Genomic DNA, 25,474 nt, shown 5'->3' on the forward strand with positions numbered 1-25,474 from the left:
ACTCGGCGGCCGGCGGGTCCTTCCCGGCACCCCCGGGCGGCGTGCGGCTCTCCCACCGCGGCGGAAAGTGAGTTAGTCCGTCCGGCCAACCCCTCCGGCGGATTGAGCAGATTGAGCGCCCTCGCGCGAGGGGCGGCGGTCACTTCGTTTGGCGGACCCACCGCCAGACGTTGAAGCCGCTCCACAGCAGCGGAATAGGAGCCAGCCACCAGCACCCGATATTGGCGACCAGCCAGAAACCGGCAGGGCCATTCCCGGCACGCAGGAGGATTCCGCCGGAGGGGAGGCTCAACAAGGGAGGCGCAAACGGTGGAGGGTTGTTCATCGCCCCGTCGATCGCCGCACCGCCGGCCACCCCCGGCTGCCCAGGATAGTTCCAACTTAGGACTAAGTTCCTCGGGTGAAGCGGGAAGTCTCCGTGGGACATCCAATCAGCGACGAGCCCCGCCGGAGCATTGCTTCCCCCGAACAGTACCTGCCCCCAACCCGGCGTAAGTCCGATCAGCGCCCACAGGGCAGTTCCGGCCACAGCCCACGGCAGCAGAACCCGTCCTATGAGTGCCCAGTACCGTTCATTATCCGCGGGGATCGGCCGGTGATTGTCCGACATGGTGCTTCCGTTCACGATTGAGAGAAAAACGCCGGCCGGAATGTACCGCGGCGCACGCCCGTCGAGTGGCGTGGTTCGCGTGGCGTCCGCCCGGGAAAAACGACCCGCCCCCCCAGCGAATCGCGCGGGGGTGGTCAAGATGGTCAATCCGCTAGGATCGCAGCTTCAGCGGGCCGCCCGTCAGGTCGGGCGTGGGTTCTCCGGCGGCGACGGCAGCGATCAAGTCCGGCAGGCGTTGGGGGTCGTAGCAGACCTCGAATCGCCACTCGCCAAGCTGCTCCCAGTTGTTCACAGCCCGCACCCACTTCTCCGCGGCGGCGTGCTTCTGGCGGGTCTGTTCGTCCTCCTGCCCCTTCACCTCCAGCAGCAACGTGAGCGGGTCGGCACCGGGGCGGGAAACCCGGACGAGGAAGTCCGGCGTGTAGACGTGGGCGGTGTTGGCGTGGCGGTAGGGGATCAGCAGCCCCAGGTGGTCGTTCTTGGCGTGGCATGCGATCACGCCAGTGCTCGCCAGCAGTTCCAAGTGGAACGCGGCCGACTGCTCCCACGTCTGCGTGTCCGCGACCACGGCGTTGATGTGAGAGTAGAACGTCTCCCGGACCGGCTTGCGGGTCACGAACGTCACGTCGGCGGTGCTGCCGTGGTCGCTGCCCCGCTTCAACACCGGCAGGATCGGCGGCTCTCCGTCCTGCCCCTTCACGTCGATCGCTTCGGCGAGTCGATCGACGGCGAGGTTCATATAGCGGTCCAGCCCCAACTCCCGTTTGTTCTGGCCGGAGTAGTCCACCCGCTCGGCAGCGAACCGTTCGACCACCGCTAGCACCTGCGGGAACAGTTCGACCCGGTTCTGCCCCGTCAGCTTGCCGCCCCCCGGCCCGCCGCCGGACCCGTCCGCGGAGGTGGTCAGCCGATCGACCACGTCGCGGGCGATCAGGAAGTGAATGTGCTGGGGGTGCGTCTCCTCGTAGAACCGCTGCCGGTCCTGCACCTCAAACCGCAGCACCCCTTCGCTCCTCGCCGGCCCGCCCTCGCCGTAGCCGACGGATGCCCGCACGAACGTCGCGGTGGGGGTGTGGGAGGGGTCGATCTTGAGCTTCGGAACCTTGTCCAGGTCGCACACCACCCGGCCGCCGCCGTAGGCGAACGCATACGCTTCCACGATCGGGAACCGTATCTCAAAGTCGGCCCGCGCCGGCAGGGCCTGCACCTTGTTGAGCGGCTGATCCTCCGGGGCCTTCGTCCCCTTCGGACGCCCCTTGAACGGGATCACGCTGAACGGAATGCCGTACACGTCCACGCACTCCACCGGCAACCTGCCGGTCTCCGGGTCGGGGTCGTAGTTCATCCGGCGGAGTCCCCGCCCGACCACCTGTTCGCAGAGCAACTGACTGCCGAACGCCCGCACCCCCAGAATGTGCGTCACCGTGTTGGCGTCCCAGCCTTCGGTGAGCATCGACACGCTCACCACGCACCGTACCTTTTCGCCCGGTTCGCCCCTCACGCCGACGGTGGAGACGAGGTGTCGCAGGGCCTCGTCCTGCTCCACCGTCCGGCTGTCCACTCGCACGGTCCGCCGTTCGCCGGGGACGTTGGCGAACTCCGGGCAGGTTTCGCTCGGGCCGCAGACGGTCTCCGTCCGCTCCTTCCCGTCGTCCCCCACGACCGTCACCTCGCGGACGCCACTGATCCGGCGGTAGAACTCGTCGGCGATGGCGGTGCTGTCGCAGACCACGATCAGCACCGGCGGGGTTTTATCGGCCGTGTCCGACGCCCCCATGATCTGCCCGAACCGTTCGACCCACTGATCGTAAAGCTGGCGGAGCGCGTCCTGCGCGTGCTCCCACGCCGCCTCCGGCTTCGGCTTGCCGGTCCGGCCCACCAGTTCGCCGGGGGCCATCCCGTCCTTCATCGTCTGCCAGAGCCGGAAGTACCGCGGCTCCGGTCGGCCGGTGGTGTCCTGCACCGGCATCCGCGGCACCTTCACGATGCCGCTTTCGATCGCGTCCACCAGTCCGAAGTCGCTCACCAGCCAGGGGAACGGCACGCCCTCCCCGTGACCGCTGCCGGCGATGTAGAACGGCGTCGCGGACAGGTCCACCACCGCCCCGATCCCGCGCCCGCCCAGCGGCCCGCCCGCGGTTCGGCCGGCGGGGGCGTTGTTGATCCGGTCCAGCCCGGCGGTCCAGACGGTCGCGGTGCGGACCTCATCGCCGGCTTCTTTCTTCTCCTCCCGGTCGAGGTCGGCGATCTCCTCGTCGGCCTTCTGCTCCGACGCCTGCCGCCAGCAGTGGTGCCCCTCGTCGTTGAGCACCAGCAGGGGAAACCGGTCGGCGATCTCCTCCGGCGTGCCGAACTCCTCCAACACCCGGGCGGTGAAGTCGGCGGGGTCCTCCGGGGGGAGTTGGATCACCGGGGCGGTGACGCCGCCCTGCGTGTGTTCCCCCTCCGGGGCGAACTTGTGCCAGTTCGTCACCAGCACCTTGCCGGAGCCGGGGAAGTCGTCGCGGTATTGAACCGGGATCAGGTCGAAAACCTTGTAGTAGTTTCCCGGCGAGTCGGGGATCAGCACCCCCAGCCGTTCGCGGACGGTGAGGTTCGGGCAGCAGACCAGCACCGCGTTGAAGAACTGCCGGCTGGCCGGGGAGCGGGAGCGATTGCAGAATGCCCAGGCGATCAGCATCGCCATCACCAGTGTCTTGCCGCTGCCGGTCGCCATCTTGCAGCCCAGCCGGATCAGCGGCGTCGGGTCCATAATCCCGGCGACCGCCTCGTTCGGCCGGTCCAGCAACGTCTGTGCGAAGTCCTCCGGCTCGTCGTCGCTCCGGTCCGCGGTCAGGCTGAACTCACCGCCGGGGGCGAACGACGGCGGGCGGCCGTCCAGCATCGCTTTCAGGTCGTCGTCCGACAGCGAGAAGTTGCGGAAACCCGTCGCCGTGGATCGCCCCGGTACCCGCAGTTCCAGCAGGTAGATCAGCGTTTCGATCGCCTCCCGCTGACAGAAAAACAACCGGCGCTGCCCCCGCTCCGCCCGGCCCGAATCAGTCCAGTGCCGCAGCAGTTCTTTCGTGACCTTCGACGCCCCCCGGTAGTCCGCCTCCCGCCACTTCGTCACGTCCTCCCGCAGCCGGTTGACGACCGGGAAGTCCACTCGCTGTTCCTCCGCCAGCAGGCTGAGTTGCTGCCGACCGCGGGCGGCCCGCTTGGCCTCCTCCGTCTTATAGAAGAACCCGCCCGGCCGGCGGCCGGGGGTTTCGCTCGCCAGCCCGGTCGAGCGATCATAGAACCAGTGCGCGTGCGGCTCCTCATAGGGGTTGCACAGCACCGGGTTGTCCGGCGGGACGATCGGCGGGGCGGCCGGTTCGGCGCCGGTCGGTTTCTGCTTCGCCACGTCAGGCCCCCTTCGGCAGTTCGTGCGGCAACTCATGCACGCGCATCACCTCGTTGCCGCGGGGGTCGATCACCTTCACGGCACAGCGTCCATGTTGGCCGGCTTCAAACGGCAGGCTGACCTTGCCGGACAGCGCCGCGAACGCGTCCGGGTCCACCGCCCCCTTCAACGCCTTCGCCAGCTTGCCCCAGGCGTCCCGGTCCGGGAAGAACGCCTGAGAGACGCAGAATGTCCGCCCGTCGTAGTCGCAGTCGAGGAACCACGCCGCGACCTTCTCCGCCCCGGTGCTGGCGACCTCGCCAGTCTTCGGGTCGTACAAATCCATTCCCTCCATTACGGCCGTGAAGGTGTCTCCGTCGCTGCGCAGCACGTCCGTCCGCGGCTTGCCGAACACCGTAAATAGCTGTTGCGAAGTCGTGTCCTTCCCGCCCTCTTTCAGCAGCCCGTCCATCGCCGGGTTCGCGTCCGGGCGAATGTGAGCGGCGTGAATGTTGAGCAGGGGGTTCGTCGCTTCGTCGATCACGGCCTGCGCGGCGCCGTCGAAACTGAACGCGGCAATGACGAGGTCTTCATATCGCCGCTGGGCGGGGCGGATCACCTCCTCCACCATCTTCGCGGTCACGCTGCCGTACTGCGGGCCGACCATCACGCCCACCGTGGGCGGGCCGTCGGGGTCGGCGTCTTCCCCGTCCGCTTCGGACCACCGCCCCTCCGCGTGCAGCCCAGTCGTCTCCCCGCCCAGCCGGTCCAGCCGGGAGAAGATCATCGAACGGTTGCCCAAGAACTGTACCCCGCCGCTCCGCAGCCGGGACAACATCGTGTCCAGGTAGGCTTCGGCGTTGGCGGCGTCCATCGCCCGGCGGGGGGTGACGGTTCGCACCTGCACCGCCGGCGGGGGTCCGTCGGCCGGGTCGAACCCGTCCGGTAGTTCCTCCGGGGCGCCGGCGAACTGACCGCTGCCGGGGTCGTCGTCGCCGGTTAGATCGTATTCCGCCGGCTGGACGGCCTCTACGGTGAAGGGGCCGCTGACGCGCACCCCGGTCCTCACTTCCTCCGGCTTGTCCACCAGCGTTTCACTCTCGGCGTGTTCGGCGATGCAGGCGTTGACCTGATCCATCTTCGCCCGCCACGCCGCCCGGTAGGCGTCTACGGCACCCGTCAGCGATTGCGGCCAGTCGGGATCGGCGTCGAATGGCACGTGCCAATGCTCAAACCGGCCGTCCGGCGGCACGGCGTCCGCTTCGGCTTTGACGTGCTTCGCCTTCAACTTTGACCGTCCGGCGAAGGCGTCGGCGATCTGCTGTTTCGTCGTCCCCGGCAGCAGCCAGCGGCGGCGGTCCGCGTCAGTGGTGCTACGCAGCCCTTCGGACTGCATCTTCTCCGCCAGCTTGGCGGCGAGCTTCGCCCGCAGTGCGTCCGACACCTCGCCCAGCGCGGCGTTTACGTCCCGCAGCCGGTCCTCCAGGATCGGCCGGTGCCGGTCGAAGATCGGGTTCAGGTGCGTGTTGCGGGCGATGCTGCCCAGTGTGACGTGCGGGACGGTGGCGTACTCGAAGGTATGCGGTTCCTTCTCGCCCTTCGGTCCGCGGAGCCAGGTGCCGTGGGGGCGGGCAGCCTGCTCCTCCGGCGTGGCGGGGCGGAGCCGGTAGAGGGGGAACTTGGCGGTGAGAATCCGCTGCCGGGCCAGGGCGACGGCGACGCGCGAGGTGTCAATCGTGATCCACCGCCGCCCCCACTGTTCCGCCACGAACCCTGTCGTCCCTGATCCGCAGGTGGGATCAAGGACGAGGTCGCCGGGGTCGGTTGTCATTAGCAGACAGCGCTCGATAACCTTTGCATTTGTCTGAACGCTATATAGCTTGTCGTCTGTAAATGCGCCGGTTTGCGTGTCGGTCCATACCCCCGAAAGAACTGTGTGCGGAAAATCGTCGTGGAAGCGAACGTATGCCAGAGAGTTCCTAGTCGGATATCCCAGCCGTTCGGCGTCAGCGAGCCGCGTTAGCCCCTCCTCATCGGTTTTGAACGTCCCGCGTCCAGGGGAGAAACGAATGCCATGCAGATCATATGCTGCTAAGTCCCCCGCTCCGCGCGGCCGCTGGCTGGTGAGATTGTCGTGTCGATAAACCTTCGCGTTGTCTGGAACATTCCCCTGCCCGCCCCGCTCGTCAGAGTCCATCACACGGCGTTCACCATCTGCCAGTTCGAGACGGGTGTAACGCCCCCCTTTGTCGTCAGCTAAGGTGCGGGGCACGTGCAGTAGACGAACACGTGCTTGATCGCGGTCTTTGGCATACCACAACAGATAATCCGCCCCAGCGGACAGCACGTCCGCCCCAAGGTTCGACGTTGTCTTGAATGGGATTATGGACAGCGAGTTTCCCGCGCCGAACGCCTCGTCCATCACCTGCCGAACGCGGTGCAGGTTCTCGTCGCTGATCTGAACGAACACGCTGCCGGTGTCGGCCAGCAAGCGGCGGGCGACGATCAGGCGGTCGCGGAGATAAGCGAGATACGAATGCACGCCAAGGTGCCAAGTGTCGCGGTAGGCCCGCACCTGTTCGGCCTCCCGGGTGAGGTCGTCCGGACGGTCCGTCACGTCCCGCTTGCCGACCTCCGGCTGAAAGTTGCTGCCGAACTTGATGCCGTACGGCGGGTCGAGATAGATCATCTGAACCTTGCCCTCCAATCCCTCCCGTTCGGCGAGGCTGCTCATTACGGTGAGCGAATCGCCCAAGATCAGCCTGTTCGACCAGTCGATCTTGTGCTTGTAGAACTGGACGGCTTCGCGGTATTCCAGTTCCGGGTCGGCGAACAGGTCCCGTTGCACGTCCTCCCGTTTGGCGCAGGCGAGGATCGCTTCGGCGCTCAACCGTTCGTGGACGTGCAGGGCGACGGGATCGGTTTGGAAGCGACCGCGGGCGTGATCCTCCCGCTTCCCGGCCCATTCCAGCCACGGCTCCCGATCAGCGAGCAACGCTTGCAGCCGGTCGGCCTCGTCATTGGTGAGGGCGCGCTGCCGGGCGATTTGCAGCAGGCGGACGTGCTCCCCGTCGGGATCGGACCGCAACACCGGATCGCGGCGGGGACTGTAGGCGTAGCTGGCCGGCGGGGCCGGGGGGGTGACGCCCTCCGATGCCAACGCCGCCGGCGGGTTGTTCGCCCGGTCGGCGGCGTGCCGGTAGGTGTCGGTCTCCGCGGCCGTCGCCTTCTTCCGTTTCGCCATGCCGCCGGTCAATCAATCCGCAGTCTGTGAACGCCCCGCTCACCGCGGGATGGGGGCCGGCACGATGGCCACCCCCGCCAACAGGTGCAACGCCGCCCGGGCCGGTGGACTGATTGGTCCGTCCCCGTCGGGGGCCGATCGGGCGACGCGGGACTGTCGGCGCCCCCCCGTCCTCCCCAGAACGGACGCAACGAACAGCGGCACAAGCGGTTGCGCGTGGGGGTTTACATGTAAGCCGGTGCGGATCGCCCAGCCCATCGTGCAACCGATATCTCGTTCCGAACCCGCGGACGTACCTATCAACAATGGGGAAGGGCCGTGGTGCCCTCCCGGCACCCCCGTAGAGCGATCGACGGGCGGAACCCATAGGCCCGCCCGGCACCCCTGCACTGCCGGTACGGCACCGTGACGTTGAAGCCGACGTACCGCCCGCTCCCCTCGCAGTCTCCGCACGGCACCGTCGGCTCCAGGCGAAACGTCTGCCGGTCCGCGGTCGCCCCGGGCAGCGGCAGCACGTCGGCGGGTGGGACGTTCAACACGCCCCACAACCTCCGCAGTGCCTCCCCCGCGCTGGAGCCTCCCGCGGCGTACGGTCCCGCTTCGGCGGTCTGGCCTGCCCCCGCGATCCTAGCCTGCCCCCGCGATCCTGGCCCCGCCGGCGACGGAGGCATCCAAATGACGTGGCGAACTTTCGCCGGCGGCGATGCGGACCTGTACGCCTCTTTGATTCGCTGTAGGTGCACGGAGGACGGCATTGCCGCAAACGACGGTAGGGGAGTTGTCCAGGAATTCCACCGCCACCTGCACCGCGGCGTCGGCTACCTCGCAGGCGACCGAGGGATCAGCGGGGTGGACGACTTGATCGGTGGGGGCGTCTGCGGCGCCGTCGGCGCCGCGTCGTAGCCGCCGGCCGGCGTCATTCCTGCCGGTTGGCCCACCGGTCGGCCAGCACCGCAGCGAATCTGCCGAGATCCTCCCGCAGATCACCGAAGTCCTCGTCCGGATCTTCGGCGTTGCGGTTCTCGGCCATAGCGTAGGCACACAGCAGCAAGTCGATCCCGTCCTTCGCCGATTCCAGCAACCGGACGGCCTCATCGGGATCAACTCCGTCGCGGACAGCATCCGCGAGCGGTTGGTAGACCGACTTCACGAACGGGTGCCGGCGGTTGATCGTCACGGCAAGGGTGTTGGTCAGGTGGGCGACGTCCAACAGACTCTTGCCGGGCCAAGCTCCTTCGAACAATGCGAAAGGCTTCTGCCGGGCCCGTTCTACGAACTCCACCTGTTTGGCCGGGTCAGTCACGCCAGCCAGCTCCGCCGCCTGTCGGAGCCGCGTCTCCTCCTCCTCAGCAGTAATCCCGCGGCCGGCCAAGCCAGACGGGGATGAGGCCTTCGCCGCGGCCGCCAAGCTGGATACGTAGGACCGCCCCCCGGTGAGGTCCCCGCCCGTGGATTCGGGGCGGTTCTCCTTCCACAGCTTCCGCACCCGATCCCGCGCTTCTTTGACCGGGCGGATGATCGCATTGCGGAGTTGATCCCGCAGCTTCTCGACCGGCTCCGCCCCGCGTTTAACGTGCCGGACGTCGAAATACTCGTCTAGGGCGGGGGGGAACTCGACCTCCACGCCGATATAGCGGTCGATCTTGTCGACCCCCCCGGGCAGGAACCGCGGCACGGTGGTGTAGCTGATCTCCCGACCACGACGGAGGAAGCTGATCTTCCCGGCGTTTTCCGGGATATAAAGCCGCTTGAACAGCCGTTCCTCCCCCTCGCACGGCCCCTCCACGCCGCCGCCACCCTTCTGCCACCGCGTCTCCTTCGGAGTTAAGTAGACCCGCCACGTGACCTCCTCCCCGTCGACCGTCACGGTCCCGGTTTCCACCTCTTCGCCTTCCATGGTACGGACAGGCTCCCCTTTAGGCCGCTCGTCGTTGGCAATCCAGTAAGACTCCGGGTCGTCCAAGCGAAACGTCGGATCGTAGGGGGCGAGGCTCTTGAGTTCTGGCACATCGTCCTTGGCGTCGCCGACCTGCCATTCGATATTCAGCCCGCCGTCGAGGTACCGCCGGTAAGCCCGCCGCAGGAAGAACTCGATGCCGGACAGCTTCTCGTCTACCGTCGAGCCGAACGATTTGTCGTCGTTCAGGCGGTCTAGCTTCCGCCACACCACCAGCGTACCAAATTCACCTTCCGGCATCAGGTGGGCGAACTCCTCGGGGAAGCCGTCGACTTCCTCGACTTCGTAACCACACTGCGTCCCGTCAGCGATCTCTGCCAGGTCGAGGTAGCTGCGGAACACTCGGCCATCGACGTTGTCCTCCTGGTGGGCCCACTGTTCCCCGGCGTCCCGATTCGCCCGAACGGCCTTCAAGTAGCGGGGTCGGGTGTAGACTTCCAACCGCTGGCACTGGCTAATGGTGGCCAGCTTGAAGCCGACCCCGTACCGGCCAACCGTCGTCCGGGACCCGTATCGGGTGCTGAAGCCGACCGTCAGCGTTTGCGGCAAGATGTTCGGCGGGATGCCGGTGCCGTCGTCGCTGACGGCCAGGGCGCTGAGGAACCGCCGCGTGTTCTTTTTGCGGCCTACTTTCCGATCCTCGACCCGATAGCCGATACGGACGTTTTTCGCCCCGGAGTCCAGCGGATTGTCCACCAACTCGCCGATCGCGTCGGCCAAGGTGAACCCGGAGTCCCGGAGGCTGCGGAGGGCGGTATCCGCCTTAATGAGTTCGGCGGTCTCGGAGGTGGTGAAATTGTCGGACATGGCTGTCGTTTTCGTGTTGATCAAAGAAGGGAAAGTGAGGCTGATTACCGGGGGGGACACACCCCGAAATCGTGCAGTGAGAAGCTAAGCGTGAGCGTCGATTCAGCTGCCGGGCGGGCGGCGGGGCAGGACGCGGTTCCACGGCGGGCGGAGCGATAGGTACGCCGCCCGCTCCAGCCGGTAGGCAGACCAAGGGCTGGGACAGACGATGGCGGCGAACTCGGTTGCCCCGCCCCCGACGTGCTGACTCAGGCGGATCCGCAGGTCCGTGTCACTGCGGCCAACGTAGATCCGCTGGCCTCTCCGAAAGAGTAGGTACACCCCGGGGTCCCCCCGCGGGATGCACGCCCGCACGAACCCACCCCGGAGGGGGAGCGGCCGGAGACGTAGCAACAAGCTCAGATCGGAGTCGGTGGGACGAGCGGTCACGGCGTCACCTCGGTAGGAACCGCGGCCTTCACCTGCCGCAGGAGTCCGGCGATCTGGGACTGGAACTCCGCCCGGTCCCCGCACGAGAGGCACCAGTGGACCACGGCCAAGGCATCGGCCACTCCTTCACAGGCGGACAGAGCCTCCCGGGCCTGACGGACGACGCCCCGCAGCTGCCGCGGCTTCACCCCCAGCCGGACGGCCGCCGCCTCGGGACCTTCGGTGGAGTGCATCAGCAGCGCCGTCTGAAATCGCGGCGACAGGGACAGGAGGGCGGTGCGAAGCGTCGCGAGGGCGGCGGGAAACGCCTCCCGCAACTCGGCCCCCTCCGCCGGGTCGAGGCGGTCGTCGGTCGGCGGCACCACGTCCTCGAGCGGGACCGGCTCAGCCTTCAGATGTTCCAGCTTGCGGGCGTCCCGCTCAGCGGCGTACGCCAACTTCGGGCCGGTGTCGGATTCGCTGGGCCCGGCGTGACGACGGTGCGGGTTGCGGAGCAGGGCGTCGAGCCCTTCCTCGAAGCAGCTAATCCGATAATTGCGACCGGCCTGGGGATACTTCAGGCGGAGCCGCCGCTCTTGGAGCAGAAACAGGGCGTAAACATAGCCCAAGCCGTGCTTTTCGACCAAGGGGCCGACATCGAGGTCAGCGCGCAGCCGCCCCGTGGGGGTGTAACGTTTCATGAAATCTCCGAGGGAACCTGACAAACGACCTCATTGAGGCCGCAGCCGTGGCGGTTGGGAGCGAGGCGGTTTCTGCTGCCGAGGGAAAACCAGTGGCAGCCGGCGTCGCGGGGGGGGGGACGGTCGGAAACGCGACCCCTCATGAGTATAAGGGGGGCATACCGCCACGATCGGCACTCGAGATCCGCCCGTGCCCGAAGATTTTCCTGGATCGGCCCGCGCCGCCATCGCTCGGACCGGACTGTCCCGCCCGGTGCGCCTCGCCCTCGACCTCGGGGTATTGGCCGCCGATCGGGCCTTTTTCGACGACGGCTGCGGTCCAGGGGGAATGTCCGGCGGCTCCGAGCCGCGGGGTTAGAAGTCGCTGGGTGGGATCTGCACCACCGGCTGGCCTGCTCCCAGAAACTGATCCATTCGCTATGAGAGCGAGGACAGAGGGTCAGGACGTGCGGGGCAGGAGCTAGGCGAGAGGCCGAATGAACGCCTCGCACGTCCGCGCGAACGCCGTCGGGGCCACGTACCCCAGCGAACTGTGCGGTCGCGTTTCGTCGTCCTCGCGCCGCCAGGCACCCGTCAAAGCCCGAGCCTCCCGCCGCCAGTGTGACCGCCTCGGCGGAGAATCACCCGCCGCTCGCCCCCACCATCGCCAGCACGCCGGCCTTCACCGCGTCCGGCAGCGTCTCCCACGCGGCGACGACGCGGGCGAGGTCCGGGTTGACGGGGTCCTCGGGCGGCTTGTTCTCAGCGGGTCCGGCAACCAAACCGGCAACCACGGTTTCGGCGTCGCCGGAAGTCTCTTTCCCTCCGCCGGTTACGTCGCCCGGGCGGGGTGTTTTGAATCCTTCGCGTCTGCCATTCCGCCACTCCGGCAGGAGTGTCCCCCGCACCACGGACACGGCGTCCGGGGGGCGGGGTTCGCCCACTCTAACCCTTGAATCGTAGGTTTCCAGCCCGGCGGCGCCCGCGGGGGCGTCAGTGCGGGCGGGCCGCGGCGAACGGGGACGCGTGCCCACGCGTTTCCGTCCGTGCAGGCGCCCCATTGATCGGTTCACTGCGCCGCTCATCCGCCGCTCGCCTCCAGCATCGCCAGCACGCCGGCCTTCACCGGCTCCGGCGGCGTCGCCCGGGCGGGGCGCTTTGAACCCGGGCGGGGACGGCGGGCGACTTCGAAGGCGTCCAGTGCGGTTTGAGACGGCGTCTCCTGAGAGAACCGCCATCGTGAACGGCGGCCCGTTCTACTCCTCCGTCGCCCGCGGCATCGATCGGACGGAGAGTCCCGCGGGAGGGGCCCGGCGGCGTCGCCCGCGGCCGCGAGGCTTGATTCGCCCGGTTGGGTTGTGGAGGACGGGGGGCTTGGCCATGTTGCTCAAACGTTTGCACAAGGCCCGCTCGTTTCCGGCTGTTCGTGACGTCCCGCCCATGTCCGCCTCGAACCTGACGGTCACGCTTGGGGACGTCGCGGCGGCCGCGGGGGTGAGCGTGTCCACCGCGTCGCGGGCTTTGAGCGGCAACGCGAAGGCGTGTCGGATCAGCGACGCGACGGCGGACCGGGTCCGGAATCATGCCCGGCGGCTGGGGTTCCGGCCAAACCTGCTGGCCCGGTCCCTGCAGTCGCGGCGGAGCGGGCTGCTGGGAGTCGTCGTGCCGGACGTGGCCAACCCGTTCTTCGCCGCGATCGCCAAGGAAGTGACGCGGGGGGCGGAGGAGACCGGGCGGAGCGTGCTGCTGGCGGACAGCGGGGAGTCCAGCGACCGCGAGGTCAAGCTCGTCGCCGAGCTGCAGGCCCGGCGGGTGGAGGGGCTGGTGGTCTGCCCGGTCGGGGTGGACTCGGACCATCTGGAGGCCGCGAACGCCGCAGGGACGCCGGTCGTGGTGGTCGACCGCGGGTTTCGGGGCGGGTCGCTGCCGACCGTCACGTCGGACCACCGCGGCGGGGCGGAGCGGCTGGTCGAGCACCTGGTGGGGTTGGGGCACCGGGCGATCGGGATCGTGCAGGGGCGGCCCGGCACGCTCCCGAACGACGACCGGCTGCGGGCCGCCCGCCGCACGTTGGCCGCCGCCGGGGTGCCGGCCGACGACGTGCCGGTCGCGGGGGACGGGTTCACGGAGCGGTCCGGGTACGAGTCGGCCGCCCGGCTGCTGGCGGATCGGCCGGACGTGACGGCCCTGTTTGCGTTCAGCACGCCGAACGCATTCGGGGCTTTGCGGGCCGCGGCGGAGGCGGGGAGGTCCGTGCCGGACGATCTGGCAATGGTCTGCTTCGACGAGGTGCCGCACGTGGAGTTCCTCCGCGTTTCGCTGACCGCCGCCGCCCAGGACGTGCGGCGATTGGGGCGGACCGCGGCAGAGGTGATGGCGGAGCGGCTGGAGACCGGCCGCCCGCCCCGGCGCCGGCGGTACACAGTGCCGGTGAAGTTCGTCGCCCGCGCCTCCTCCGGCGGGCCGCTCCCGGGGGCCGGGGCGAGGCGGACCCGCTCGCGTGAGCTGGTCCCGGCGGGGGCGCCGCGATGAGTCCCGCCGCCCCCCGCGTGGTCGTCCTCGGTTCGCTCAACACGGACCTCGTCGTCCGCTGCGCCGAACTGCCCGCCCCGGGGCAGACGGTCGCCGGCCGGTCGGTCGCGGAGTTCGGCGGGGGGAAGGGGGCGAATCAGGCGGTCGCCGCGGCGCTGGCCGGCGGGGACGTGGCGATGGTCGGGGCGGTGGGGGAGGACGCGGCGTCCGGGCGACTGGTCGACGGGCTGGTCCGCCGGGGGGTGGACTGCGGGGCGGTGGTGCGGCGGGCGGGGACGCGGGGCGGCACGGCCGTCATCACGGTGGACGACCGTGGGCAGAACTCGATCGTCGTCGTCCCCGGGGCGAACGGCACGGTCGGGCCGGCGGACGTCGCGGCGGCGGAGGCGACGATCGCGGCCGCGGACGTCCTGCTCGTCCAACTGGAGATCCCGGTGGACGCCGTCCTCGCGGGCGTCGCGGCGGCGAAGCGGGCGGGGGTGCGGGTGATCTTCGACCCGGCCCCGGCGGTCGCCGGCCTGCCGGACGAGTTGTTCGCGGTCGACCTGCTGTGCCCGAACGAGACGGAGGCCGCGATCCTCAGCGGACTGCCGGTGAAGAGCCCCGAAGACGCCGAACGGGCCGCCGACCGCCTCCGGGAGCGCGGGGCGACGCGGGTGGCCGTGACGCTGGGGGACGCCGGCACGCTGCTGTGCGACGCCGCCGGCGCCCGGTTGATCCCGCCGTTCCCCGTGATCGCCGTCGACACCACCGCCGCCGGCGACGCGTTCGCCGGGGCTCTCGCGGTGCGGTGGGCCGCCACGGACGACCTCGACGCCGCCGTGCGGTTCGCCAACGCCGCCGGGGCTCTTGCCGCCTCCGCCGCCGGAGCCCAGGACAGCATGGCGACCGCCGCCGACATCCACGCCCTCATGGCAGACCGCTGATGACCCCGCCCCCCCGCCCCCCCGTGACGATGTCCCGCCGCTTCGCCGCCGCGTCCGCCCTCGCCGGTCTTCTCGCCGCCGCTCCGCTGTGGAGCAGCGGCTGTTCGTCGGGCACCGACGCGCCCGACGGCGAAGCGGCCGGCGACGGCGGCAAGCCGCGGGTCGCGCTGATCATGAAATCCCTCGCCAACGAGTTCTTCGCGACGATGGCCGAGGGGGCCGAGACTCATCAGGCGGCGCACGCCGACCAGTACGACCTGATCGTCAACGGCATCAAGGACGAGCGGGATCTCAGCCGGCAGGTGGCGTTGGTGGAGGAGATGGTCGCCGCGGGGGTGGACGCGATCGTGATCGCCCCGGCGGACTCCAAGGCGCTCGTTCCCGCCCTGCGGCGGGCGGAGCAAGCGGGCGTGACCGTGGTGAACATCGACAACCGGCTGGACGCGGAGATCCTCCGGCAGGACGGCGTGACGATCCCGTTCGTCGGGCCGGACAACGCCGCTGGGGCGGAGCGGGCCGGGGCGTACCTCGCGGAGACGCTGGGCAAGGGCGACTGGCAGGTGGGCGTGCTGGAGGGCGTCCGCACCTCCGAGAACGCTCGGGCACGCAAGGCGGGGTTCGAAGCGGCGATGGCGGACGCCGGAATCGAGATCGTGGACAGCCAGTCCGCGGAGTGGGAGATGAGCCGCGCCAGCACGGTGGCGGCGTCGATGCTCAGCGAACATCCGGAGATCGACGCACTGCTCGCCGCGAACGACTCGATGGCCCTGGGGGCGCTGTCCGCGGTGAAAAGCGCCGGGCGGGAGGGGGAGGTGCTGATCGTCGGGTTCGACAACATCGGCGCCGTCCGGGAGGCGATCCGCGACGGCAAGATCCTCGCCACCGTGGATCAGCACGGCGACGAGTTGGCCGTGTTCGGCATTGAGGCGGCCCTGCGGGAACTGGCCGGGGAGCCGGCCGCGGGGGATGTGGAAACCGCCGTCGACCTCGTCACCGCGGAGACGATCGCCGCCGAAGCGAAAACCGCCGAAGCGAAATCCGCCGAAGCAGAGGCCGCCGACGGGGAGGCGCCGTGACGGCGGACGCGGCCGACGCCCCGCCGCTGCTGGCGGCCCGCGGGCTGACGAAGCGGTACGGGACCGTGACGGTGCTGGACGGGGTGTCCGTGGACGTCCGGGGGGGGGAGGTGCACGCGCTGCTGGGGGCGAACGGGGCGGGCAAAAGCACGCTGTGCAAGATCCTCAGCGGGCTGACGCCGGCGTCGGCCGGGTCGGCGACGCTGGGCGGGGCGGCGTACGCCCCGGCGTCGAAGCGGGAGGCGGAGGCCGCCGGCGTGGAGATCGTCCAGCAGGAACTGAACCTGATCGGCACGTTGTCGGTCGCGGAGAACCTGCTGTTCGCCCGCCTGCCGAACCGGCTCGGGGCGCTGCGGGTCGGCCGGCTGCACGCCGAGGCCCGGGGGATCCTGGACCGGTTCGGCCTGCCCGGCGTGGACCCGCGGGCCCCGGTCAGTTCGCTGGGGGTGGGCCGGCAGCAGATGGTCGAGATCGCCGCCGCCCTGGCCCGCGACTGCCGCGTGTTGATCCTCGACGAGCCGACCGCGGCCCTGTCGGACACCGAGGCCGGGCAGCTATTCGGCCATCTACGGGATCTCCGGGACCGCGGGGTGGCGGTCGTCTATATCAGCCACCGGTTGGACGAGGTGAAGGAACTCGCGGACCGCGTGACGGTCCTCCGCGACGGCCGGCACGTCGTCACGCGGGACACGGCCGGGCTCTCCACCGACGACATGGTCGCCCTGATGAGCGGCGAAGAACGGGACGGCGGGCCGTCCGCATTCCGCTCCCACCGTCGTGAGGGCGACGGCGCGAAGGACGTCGCGTTGCGGGTTCGCGGGCTGTGCCGGGGGCCGGTGCGGGACGTCTCGCTGGAGGTGCGGCGGGGGGAGCGGCTGGGGGTGACCGGGCTGGTGGGGGCCGGGCGGACGGAGTTGCTGCGGGCGATCTTCGGGGCGGACCGCGCGACCGCGGGGGCGGTGGAGGTCGGAGGCGTGCCGCGGGGTCGGTTCCGCCACCCGCGGGCGGCGGTGGCGGCGGGGCTGGCGATGGTCACCGAGGACCGCAAGTCCGACGGCCTGCTGCTGGCCCAGCCGGTCAGCGTGAACGTGACCCTGTGCAGCCTGTGGGCGAAGTTCTGCCAGTTCGGACTGCTCCGCGGGGCGGCGGAGCGGCGGGCGACGGCGGGGCTGATTGCGGACCTCGATGTCCGGTGCCACGGCCCGGACCAACTCGCCGGGCAGCTCAGCGGCGGGAACCAGCAGAAGGTGGCCGTCGGCAAGTGGCTGGTCCGCGGGGCGGACGTGCTGCTGTTCGACGAGCCGACGCGGGGGATCGACGTCGCCGCCCGCCGCCGGATCTACCGGCTGCTCGACGCCCTCGCCGCCGACGGGAAGGCGTGCGTGATCGTCAGCAGCGACCTGGAGGAGCTGTTCGAGACCTGCGACGCGATCGCCGTGCTGTGCGACGGCCGACTGACCGGCACGTTCCGGCGGGGCGAGTGGACCCGCGAGAAGATCCTCCAAGCCTCGTTCGACTCCGGCCCCGACGGCCGCCGTTCCTGCTCCGCCGCCTCCCACGCCGCCGCCTCCCACGCCGCCGCCTCCCACGCCGCCGCCTCCCACGCCGCCGCCTCCCACGCCGCCCCGGCCGCCGCAACCTCCGACGCCGCCCCGGCGGACCGCCGCGTATGACCGCCCCCCATCTCTCCCGATCGCTGATTCAGTACGGCGGGCTGTCCGCCGCGCTGCTGGCGATGGTGGCCGCGTTCAGCCTCGGCAGCGAGAACTTCTTTCAGACCTCCACACTGATCTCGATTGCCAATCAGATCCCCGAGCTGACCTTCCTGGCGGTCGGGATGACGTTCGTGCTGATCGTCCGCGGCATCGACCTGTCGGTCGGCTCGCTGCTCGCGCTGTCGGCGGCGACGCTGGGCGTGCTGATGGCCCGCCACGGGTGGCCGCTGCCCGCGGCGCTGGCGGCCGCCGCGGCGGTCGGCGCCCTGTGCGGGGTGGCGAACGGGGCGCTCTCGGTTGGGTTCGGGATCCCGTCGTTCATCGTCACGCTGGGGATGCTGGAGGTCGCCCGGGGCGTGACGAAGAAGTTGACGGACTCCCAGTCGGTCTACCTCGGCGGCCCGGTCGAGGCGTTCGGGGAGCCGCTGGGGGCGCTGCGGGTCTCGCCGGCGTTCCTCACCGCGGCGCTGACGGTCGCGATCGGCCAGTTCGTGCTGACCCGCACGGTGTTCGGCCGGTACTGCACGGCGGTGGGAACCAACGAGGAGGCGGTCCGCATGTCCGGCGTACGGCCGGCGCCGTATTTCGTGGCGGCGTTCGCTCTCAGCGGGGTGATGTGCAGCCTCGCCGGATTCGCCCAGACCTCGCGTCTCTCCACCGTCGACCCGAACGGCGCCGTCGGGATCGAGCTCAGCGCCATCGCCGCCTGCGTGATCGGCGGGACGAGCCTGATGGGCGGCCGTGGCAGCGTCGTGGGATCGTTCCTCGGCGTGCTGGTGATCCAGGTGATGCAGACCGGGCTGGCCCAGATGGGCGTCTCCGACGCCGACAAGCAGATCGTCACGGGGCTGGTGATCGTCGCCGCGGTGTTGTTCGACGCCCTCCGCGTGCGTCTCGGACCGCGCTCATGACCGGCTCCCCGCCGCTTCTGCCCGCCGCCCGGCGGGCCCTCGTCCCACCATCGTCCCACCAAGCCCCCGCCGCCCCGTGACGCCGCTCCTCCTGCTTTCACTTTGTCTTCAGCCCGGCTCGAACGAGCCGGCGGACGCGGCGCCGGTCCCGGTCATCTTCGACACGGACATGGCCGGCGACTGCGACGACGTGGGGGCGCTCGCCGTGCTGCACGCGCTGGCGGACCGCGGGGAGGCGGAGATCCTGGCGGTCATGACGAACTCGACCGACCCGGCGGGGCTGTCCGGGGCGGCGTGCGACGTGATCAACACGTTCTGCGGCCGGCCGGACCTGCCGCTCGGCTCGGACAAGCAGGGCGCCGTCGGGCCGGCGATCGTGGGGCGGAAGGCCAGTTCCTACACGCCGGTACTGGCCGAGGAGTTCTCCCACGACGCGCCCCCGGACGCGGAACTGCCGGACGCCCTGCCGCTGTACCGCGAAACGCTCGCGGCGGCCGCCGACGGGACGGTGGTGATCTGCAGCGTCGGGGCACTCAGCAACCTGGAGGACCTGCTGAACAGCGGGCCGGACGCCGCCAGTCCGCTCTCCGGGGAGGCGCTGATCGCCCGGAAGGTGAAGCGGCTGGTGCTGATGGGCGGCCACTTCCCGCGGTCGGCGAAGCCCGAGTGGAACCTGCGGCTGGACACGCCGGCGGCGGTCTCGGTCGCGGTCCGGTGGCCGACGGAGGTGCAGTGGCAGGGGTTCGAGGTGGGCGCCAAGGTGATCTGCGGGGCGGGGCTGAAAGACCTGCCGGAGCCCAACCCGGTCCGCCGGGCGTTCGAGGTCCGGCCGTACATGAGCGGCCGGGCGATCGATCGCGGGAAGCCGGCCTACGACCAGGCGACCCTGCTGCTGGCGGTCCGCGGCCCGCAGGAATCGCTGTGGACGGTCAGCCCCCCCGGCCGGGTGGTCGTCGACTCCGACGCCCACACCGAGTGGGTCCCCGACGACGGCGGCCGGCACCGCTTCGTCTCGATCAAGGGCCGCCCGAACCGCCTCGCCGTACTGATCGACGAACTGATGGCCGTCCGCGGCCGCTGATTCGTTCCCCCGTCAATCGTCCGCCCGCGGGGCCGACCGCCGTGACGCGGCCCCCCAACCGACTCCCCCCGCCGAAAGCTCGCCCGTGAATCGCTCCCTCCCTTCGGCGCCCCTCGCGTGGGCGCTGCTCGCGGTCTTGCCCTGTGCGGTCGGTCCGTTCGCGGGGCCGGTCGCCGCGGCCGGCGACCGGCCGAACGTGATCGTCGTGATGACGGACGACCAGGGGTACGGGGACTTCTCCTTCAACGGGAACCCGGTCCTGGAGACGCCGCACGTCGACCGGCTGGCGGCGGAGTCGGTCCGGCTGACGGACTTCCACGTCGCTCCGATGTGCACCCCCACCCGGGGGCAACTGCTGACCGGGCTGGACGCCTTCCGGAACGGAGCGGTGAACGTCAGCAGCGGCCGGGCGCTGATGCGGACCGACGTGAAGACGATGGCGAACGTCTTCGCGGACGCCGGCTATCGCACCGGCCTGTTCGGCAAGTGGCACCTCGGCGACAACTTCCCCTTCCGGCCGGGGGACCGCGGGTTCGAGGAGGCGTTGTGGTTCCCCTCCTCCCACGTCGGCAGCGTGCCGGACGCCTGGAACAACGACTACTTCCGGGACGAGTACGTCCGCAACGGGGCGAAGACGCGGTACGACGGCTACTGCACCGACGTGTTCTTCCGGGAGGCGACGGACTGGATGGGCCGCGACGACGACCGCCCGTTCTTCGCGTACATCGCCCCCAACGCCGCCCACTGGCCCTGGTTCGTGCCGGAGAAGTACCGCGGCCCGGTCCGCGCGGCGCTGGCCGCCCGCCCGGACGTGGCGGCCGACCTGACGGATCAGGAGCGGGAGGACCTCATCAGTTTCCTCGCGATGGGGGCGAACGTCGACGAGAACGTGGGCGCCCTCACGGCCTTTCTCGACCGGGCGGGGCTGGCGGAGAACACCGTCGTCGTGTTCCTCACGGACAACGGAAGCACGATGGGCGAGCTGTATTACAACGCCGGGATGCGGGGGAAGAAAACGCAGTTGTGGGAGGGCGGGCACCGCGTGCCCTGCCTGATCCGCGCGCCGGGCGGGGCGGTCGAGCCCCGCGACGTGGACGCCCTCACCCAGGTCCAGGATCTGCTGCCGACGCTCGCCGAGCTGGCCGGCGTGCCGTCCCCCGGCGGGCTGGACGGCGTGTCGCTCGCCCCGCTGCTGCGGGGCGAGGCGGAGACGCTCGGCGACCGCACGCTGGTCATGAATTACAGCCGCATGCCGAACGCCGCCCGCCGACGGCGGGGCCTGCCGAACCTCACCGTCCCCCGGAAGGAAGGGGCCGGCGTGCTGTGGGGCCCGTGGCGGCTACTGCCGGGCGGCGCCCTGTACCACGTCGACCGCGACCCGCATCAGGACCGCGACGTCTCCGCCGATCACCCGGAGGTCGTCGCCCGGCTGCGGAGTCACCTGGACCGGTGGTGGGGGGAGGTGCGAGGGGACGCCCAGACCGTCCGCCGGGTGGTCGTCGGGGACGACGCGGAGAACCCCTCGGCCCTCACCGCCTGCGAGTGGCTCGACGTGTTCGTGGACCAACAGGCGCAGGTCCGCCGCGGCGACCGCAAGAACGGCGCGTGGGCTCTGTCCGTCGCCCGCCCCGGCCGGTACGAACTGACGCTGCGGCGCTGGCCGAAAGCAAGCGGCCTACGACTGGACGCCCCGGCCCCGGCCTACGACGCCGTCGACGGGACCTTCCCGGCGGGCGTGGCCCTGCCGATCGCCGCCGCGACCGTGACCGCCGCCGGCCGCACCGTTCCCGCTCCGGTCGCCGCCGACGGGACCGCCTGCACGGTTCAACTCGATCTGCCCGCCGGCCCGCTGGACCTGCGGACGGCCTTCCTCGACGCCGACGGTAGGGAGATCTGCGGCGCGTACTACCTCGCCGTCGAACGCCTCGCAGCGATCGCAGACTGATTCCCCGGATGAGCGTCGGCCTTCCGACCGCGGGAGCCTGACCCCTCAGGCCTGTTGCATCCTCAAGCGGCAAAGGCCGCCGAACGGACGGGGCGTGATTTGCTCATCCGCCGCTTCGCTTCGCCTCCGCCCGCGTTCGCCGCGTTGCGGGCCCTCGCCGGGGGGGCGGACGGTTGTTCGACAGGCCGGTCGCTCCGGGGGCGCGGGGGCGGCGTCGGGGCGGGCGGACGTTAGGCTACGGTCGCCGTCCGCCCGGGCGCTCCCGGACGTTCTCCTCGGCCCTGACGCCCGGCGCCAGGGCGCGGCGGAGGGCGGAGACGGCGTTTCACGCTCCCGAAGTCCCGTCCGGATCGCTCGTCATGATCGTTCACGTCGCCGCGCTGGCTCTCCTGTCGACGGCGGCGGGGGGCGGGGGGGAAACCGGCGAGGCGGCGGGGGCGGGCGTCGCCCGGCGGTTCGAACGCCGGGTCGTCGCCGTGGCGGCGGCCGAGGCGCTCGACGGACGCCGCGACGCGATCGAGAACGAACTGCGGGCGTTGCGGCTCGAACCGCAGCGGCGCCCCTTCGCCGGCCCCCAGCGGGAGGGGACGAATCTGCTCGCGGTCGTGCCGCCGCCGGCGGCCGGGGCGGCGCCGGAGCGGACGCTGATGCTGGGGGCGCACCTCGATCGGGTCGAGGCGGGCACCGGGGCGGTGGACAACGCCGGCGGGTGCGCCGCGGTGCTGGAGCTGCTCGGGCGGTTTCAGGCCCGGCCGCTGACGCATCATCGGGTCGTCGGCCTGTGGTTCGATCAGGAAGAGCAGGGGTTGCTGGGCAGCCGTGCGTTCGTGGAGGCCGCGGGCGATCCGGCGGCGCCCGGGGCCGCCGCGGGGCTGCCGGACCTGTTCGTGAATTTTGACGTGTTCGCCTACGGGGACACGCTGTGGGCGCACCACCCTTCGGAGGACGACCGCACCGCCGCCCGCAACTTCGTGGCGGGAACGGCCGCGGCGGGGGGCGAGCCGTTCCCGACGGTGATCGGGCCGCTGTATCCGCCGAGCGACCACCGCCCATTTGCGGCGGTGCGGGAGACGGCGGAGCCGGGTTCGCCCGCCGCGGAGATGACGGTGCTGTCGCTGAGCCTGCTGCCGCGGGAGCAGATTGTGGAAACGGTCGCCTTCCTGGAGGCGATGGAGGGTGGCGGGCGGCCGACGCGGGCCGGGTTGCCGAAGATCCTGGCCCTGATTCACACCGCCAACGACACCCCCTCCGCGGTGCGGCCGAGCGAGGCGGCGGCGGCGATCGACGCGGTGGAGGCCGGGCTGCGGGCGCTCGACGCGGCGGCGGGCGCTGAGGCGGCGCCCGCGACGGACGACGAAACGAACGACTGAGCCGGCGGTTGCGCCGCGGGGCGGTTGCCTTCCGGGGCGTTGGGGGAGACGGTGGGGGGATGGATCTCGACACGCTCCGCCGGTCCGTTCTCCGCCGCCTCGAAGCCGACCGCCGGGCCGGGCTGACGCACTTTCCCAAGGGGGAAGCGTTTGCGCTGTCCGCGGTGGCGGACGAGGGGACCGCGTCGCCCGGGGGCGCGGCGCCTGTCGGCGACGGCGAAGCGGGGGGAACGAACGAGCGAGCAGCGGCCGCGGGTCAGTTCGCGGCGGGGATGACGCGGGATCTCGCCGCGGCGTCGGCTCCCGCCCCGTCGGCTCCGGCGCCCGCGGCGGCGTTGTTCGCGGGCGGGGGCAGCGCCGGCAATGCGGAGCGGTCCGCGCAACCGACCGAGGAGCGGGCCGCGGCACTGACGGTGATCGAACGCACGGTCAGCGGTTGCCCCCGCTGTCCGGAACTGGTCGCCACCCGCACCCAAACGGTGTTCGGCGCCGGCAACCCGCACGCAGCGATCCTGTTCCTGGGCGAGGCCCCCGGGGCGGACGAGGACGCCACCGGCGAGCCGTTCGTCGGCCGGGCGGGCAAGCTACTCAACGATATTATTCGCGCCTGCCGCCTGGAGCGGGACGAAATCTATATCTGTAACGTCCTGAAGTGCCGCCCGCCGGGCAACCGCAATCCCTCCCCGACGGAGGCGGCGAACTGCCGGGAGTATCTCGACGCTCAAATTCGGATCGTCGACCCGGACTATATCGTCTGCTGGGGCTCAGTCCCCGCGAAGGAATTGCTGGGGACGAAACTCGGCATCGGCAAGCTGCGGAAGCAGTTCTTCCCCTTCGGCCGGGCGAAGGTCGCCTGCACCTATCATCCGAGCTATCTGCTGCGGAACCCGGCGGCGAAGAAGGAAGTCTGGGCCGATATGAAATGGTTGTTCGCCGACATGGGCGTGACGCTTTAACGGGCGCTTCAGCGAGGCGTTGCGTTTCATGGCAGCCCGATGGTCGAGCATCGACCGTCGGCGTCGCCGACCGACGAACGACGCACGGCCCGAGCTGGCGCTCCGGGCTCACGACGCCGCGACGCCGTGTTGAAGAGCGCTTTGACGGTCGCCGCGGCGAGTGACCGGTCGCCGGGCGTCGCGTCTTGAATTGAACCGTGGAAATGCGCCGCTGCCGCGGGCGCGAAGCGGTTCGATCCGCGAGGATCGAAAGACTCGGTCGGCGGCGGGGCGGATTTGTTTCTCTAAACCGCAAAGCGACCGCAGGCGGGAAGGGCGGCGGGTAGGCTCATCGGCCTCGGTTGCGACGCAGCGGCGCTGCCTGCGGATCGGGGCCTGCGACGGATCGTGTCGCCCCCCGTTTCCTCAACCCCGCATGGAGGTCCCCGCCGTGAGCCACCGTCCCCTCTTTACGTTCGCCCCCCCGCCCGCGGCGCCCGCCGCGGTTCCCGCCGTGTGGGCGGTGGCGGGCGCGGCCTCCGCTGAGGCGTCGCCGCCGACCCGTCGCGGGATCGGGGCGCTGGGTCGCCGGGCGGGCGCCCGGGGTTGGCGGGCTGTCGGCGTAGTCGCCGCGGCGGGGTTGCTCGGGTTGGCGGCCGCCCCGCTGGCCGGCTCGCCGGCGGTCGCCGGCTGCCCCTGTGCGAACCGGGCGGCGTTCCCGGCGCCGATGGGGATGTCGGCTCCCGTCGCCGATCCCTACTTCGCCCCCTACGCGGCCGCGGCGGAGTTCGGGGGCGGGATGCCGGCGCCGGTGGCGCCGGGCTGGTCGACGGCGGCGGCGCCGGGCTGGGCGGCGGCGGACGACGCCGGGTTCCAGCCCGTGCCGAAGCGGTCGGCTTCGAAGACGGCGGCGCCGCAGCGGCTGGCCCGCGTGGCGGCGGCTCCCACGTGGCGTCAGGACGACGGGGCGGACCGGGGCCCGCTGACCGCACCGCGGCCGGGCAACCCGGTGCCGCCGCTGCCGGAGAACGGGTCCGACGCGGCTGATGTGGACGAGTCGACCCCGCCGCCGACGGACGAGCCGACGGACGAGCCGATGCCGCCGGGCCCGGAGACGGCGGATCCCTCCTTCGGCACGCCGGACGCCGACGAACCGTCGGCGCCCCGCGGCGGGGAGGATCTGCGGATGGAGCCGGAGGCGATCCCGGCGCCGGAGCCGATCGAACTGGGCGAATTGGGCGAGCCGGACGATGCATCGGTCGAAGGCGAGGCGGCCCCGCTGAGCCCGCCGTCGCTGCCGGGACTCGGCGACGCGCGGCCCAACCCGTACCGGACGCCCTCCGGGGGGCGGCCGCTGCACGCGACGCCGGCGGACCCGTTCGCCGCGACCGGGCCGGACGTGATTGAACACGCTCCGGGGCCGTCGCACGCCGCCCCGCAGTGGGAGGAACGCAGCGTCCGCCCCCTGCCGGGGCCGGTCGTCGGGGGCGCTCCGTATGCGGGCCATCACGCTCCGCTCCAGTACGGTACGCCGGCGTTCGGTCCGACCCACGGCGGCTTTGCGGGGCACGTCGATCCCGGCTACGGCTACGGCTACGGCTACGGCGGCGGCTACGGCCCGGTCGGCTACGGCGACGCTGGCTACGGTCCGGTCGGCTACGGTTACGGCGACGCTGGTTGCGGCCCGGTGGGCTGCGAACCGGTCGGCTGTGGGCCGGTCGGCTGTGGGCCGGTCGGCTGCGGCGGGTTCGGATTCGGCGGCGGGTTGGTGCCGGATTCCGGCTGCTGCGGCGCCGGGCTCGGGTGGCGCGGCGGCCTCGTGCCGGATTCCGGTTGCTGCGGCGGGTGTGGGTTCGGGGGCTGCGGCGGGTGCGGCGGGTTCGGGCCGTTCTGACCCGTGCGGTCGCGGG

At 71.0% G+C, this 25,474-nt stretch carries 16 protein-coding genes; 11 read left to right on the forward strand and 5 right to left on the reverse strand.

All coding sequences use genetic code 11. The features are described 5' to 3' along the window. Positions 1 to 761: 761 nt before the first annotated feature. Complete coding sequence (locus CA12_RS09055; RefSeq protein ID WP_165700645.1) at positions 762 to 3,998, reverse strand: DEAD/DEAH box helicase family protein; 3,237 nt, start codon at positions 3,996 to 3,998, stop codon at positions 762 to 764. Between the two features lies 1 nt (position 3,999). Beyond that, positions 4,000 to 7,221, reverse strand: coding sequence for a site-specific DNA-methyltransferase (locus CA12_RS09060; RefSeq protein WP_145358643.1), 3,222 nt, complete (start codon positions 7,219 to 7,221; stop codon positions 4,000 to 4,002). A 675-nt stretch (positions 7,222 to 7,896) separates the two neighbouring features. Between CA12_RS09060 and CA12_RS23220 the strand changes: the two genes are divergently transcribed. Further along, a complete protein-coding gene (locus tag CA12_RS23220; protein ID WP_145358645.1) occupies positions 7,897 to 8,124 on the forward strand; it encodes a DndE family protein in 228 nt (75 codons plus the stop codon). Between the two features lie 13 nt (positions 8,125 to 8,137). On the opposite strand, the gene CA12_RS09075 is transcribed toward CA12_RS23220, so the two are convergent. From CA12_RS09075 to CA12_RS21995, 3 genes are all read right to left on the reverse strand, one after another. Then, complete coding sequence (locus CA12_RS09075) at positions 8,138 to 9,985, reverse strand: ATP-binding protein (protein ID WP_145358646.1); 1,848 nt, start codon at positions 9,983 to 9,985, stop codon at positions 8,138 to 8,140. A gap of 425 nt (positions 9,986 to 10,410) precedes the next feature. After that, positions 10,411 to 11,094 (reverse strand): RNA polymerase sigma factor, encoded by a 684-nt coding sequence (locus CA12_RS09080; protein ID WP_145358647.1) that lies wholly within the window; start codon positions 11,092 to 11,094, stop codon positions 10,411 to 10,413. 620 nt (positions 11,095 to 11,714) lie between these two features. Then, positions 11,715 to 11,855 (reverse strand): hypothetical protein, encoded by a 141-nt coding sequence (locus tag CA12_RS21995; protein WP_165700646.1) that lies wholly within the window; start codon positions 11,853 to 11,855, stop codon positions 11,715 to 11,717. 658 nt (positions 11,856 to 12,513) lie between these two features. On the opposite strand from CA12_RS21995, the gene CA12_RS09085 reads away from it, so the two are divergent. The 10 genes from CA12_RS09085 to CA12_RS09130 all read left to right on the forward strand — a co-directional run bounded on the left by CA12_RS09085 (position 12,514) and on the right by CA12_RS09130 (position 25,458). Beyond that, positions 12,514 to 13,605 carry a LacI family DNA-binding transcriptional regulator gene (locus CA12_RS09085; protein ID WP_145358648.1) on the forward strand — a complete coding sequence of 364 codons (1,092 nt, stop codon included), beginning with the start codon at positions 12,514 to 12,516 and terminating at the stop codon, positions 13,603 to 13,605. Continuing rightward, entirely contained in the window at positions 13,602 to 14,531 is a 930-nt protein-coding gene (gene rbsK, locus CA12_RS09090) for a ribokinase (RefSeq protein ID WP_145358649.1), read from the forward strand. Before CA12_RS09085 ends, rbsK begins: the two co-directional genes overlap by 4 nt. Then, complete coding sequence (locus CA12_RS09095; protein ID WP_242688170.1) at positions 14,531 to 15,607, forward strand: sugar ABC transporter substrate-binding protein; 1,077 nt, start codon at positions 14,531 to 14,533, stop codon at positions 15,605 to 15,607. Before rbsK ends, CA12_RS09095 begins: the two co-directional genes overlap by 1 nt. Next, positions 15,604 to 17,280: a sugar ABC transporter ATP-binding protein gene (locus CA12_RS09100; protein WP_165700647.1), complete on the forward strand. Its 1,677-nt coding sequence runs from the start codon at positions 15,604 to 15,606 to the stop codon at positions 17,278 to 17,280. Before CA12_RS09095 ends, CA12_RS09100 begins: the two co-directional genes overlap by 4 nt. Further along, entirely contained in the window at positions 17,277 to 18,233 is a 957-nt protein-coding gene (locus CA12_RS09105) for an ABC transporter permease (RefSeq protein ID WP_145358650.1), read from the forward strand. Before CA12_RS09100 ends, CA12_RS09105 begins: the two co-directional genes overlap by 4 nt. Before the next feature lie 76 nt (positions 18,234 to 18,309). Further along, positions 18,310 to 19,314 (forward strand): nucleoside hydrolase, encoded by a 1,005-nt coding sequence (locus CA12_RS09110; protein WP_242688173.1) that lies wholly within the window; start codon positions 18,310 to 18,312, stop codon positions 19,312 to 19,314. Positions 19,315 to 19,399: 85 nt separating this feature from the next. Continuing rightward, positions 19,400 to 21,259, forward strand: coding sequence for an arylsulfatase (locus tag CA12_RS09115; protein ID WP_242688175.1), 1,860 nt, complete (start codon positions 19,400 to 19,402; stop codon positions 21,257 to 21,259). Positions 21,260 to 21,618: 359 nt separating this feature from the next. Further along, a complete protein-coding gene (locus CA12_RS09120; RefSeq protein WP_145358651.1) occupies positions 21,619 to 22,629 on the forward strand; it encodes a M28 family peptidase in 1,011 nt (336 codons plus the stop codon). A 59-nt stretch (positions 22,630 to 22,688) separates the two neighbouring features. After that, on the forward strand, positions 22,689 to 23,585 hold the full coding sequence (locus CA12_RS09125; RefSeq protein ID WP_145358652.1) for a uracil-DNA glycosylase: 897 nt from the start codon (positions 22,689 to 22,691) through the stop codon (positions 23,583 to 23,585). A gap of 430 nt (positions 23,586 to 24,015) precedes the next feature. Continuing rightward, on the forward strand, positions 24,016 to 25,458 hold the full coding sequence (locus CA12_RS09130; RefSeq protein ID WP_145358653.1) for a hypothetical protein: 1,443 nt from the start codon (positions 24,016 to 24,018) through the stop codon (positions 25,456 to 25,458). Positions 25,459 to 25,474 lie beyond the last annotated feature (16 nt).

Source organism: Alienimonas californiensis (genome assembly GCF_007743815.1).
Classification (GTDB): domain Bacteria; phylum Planctomycetota; class Planctomycetia; order Planctomycetales; family Planctomycetaceae; genus Alienimonas; species Alienimonas californiensis.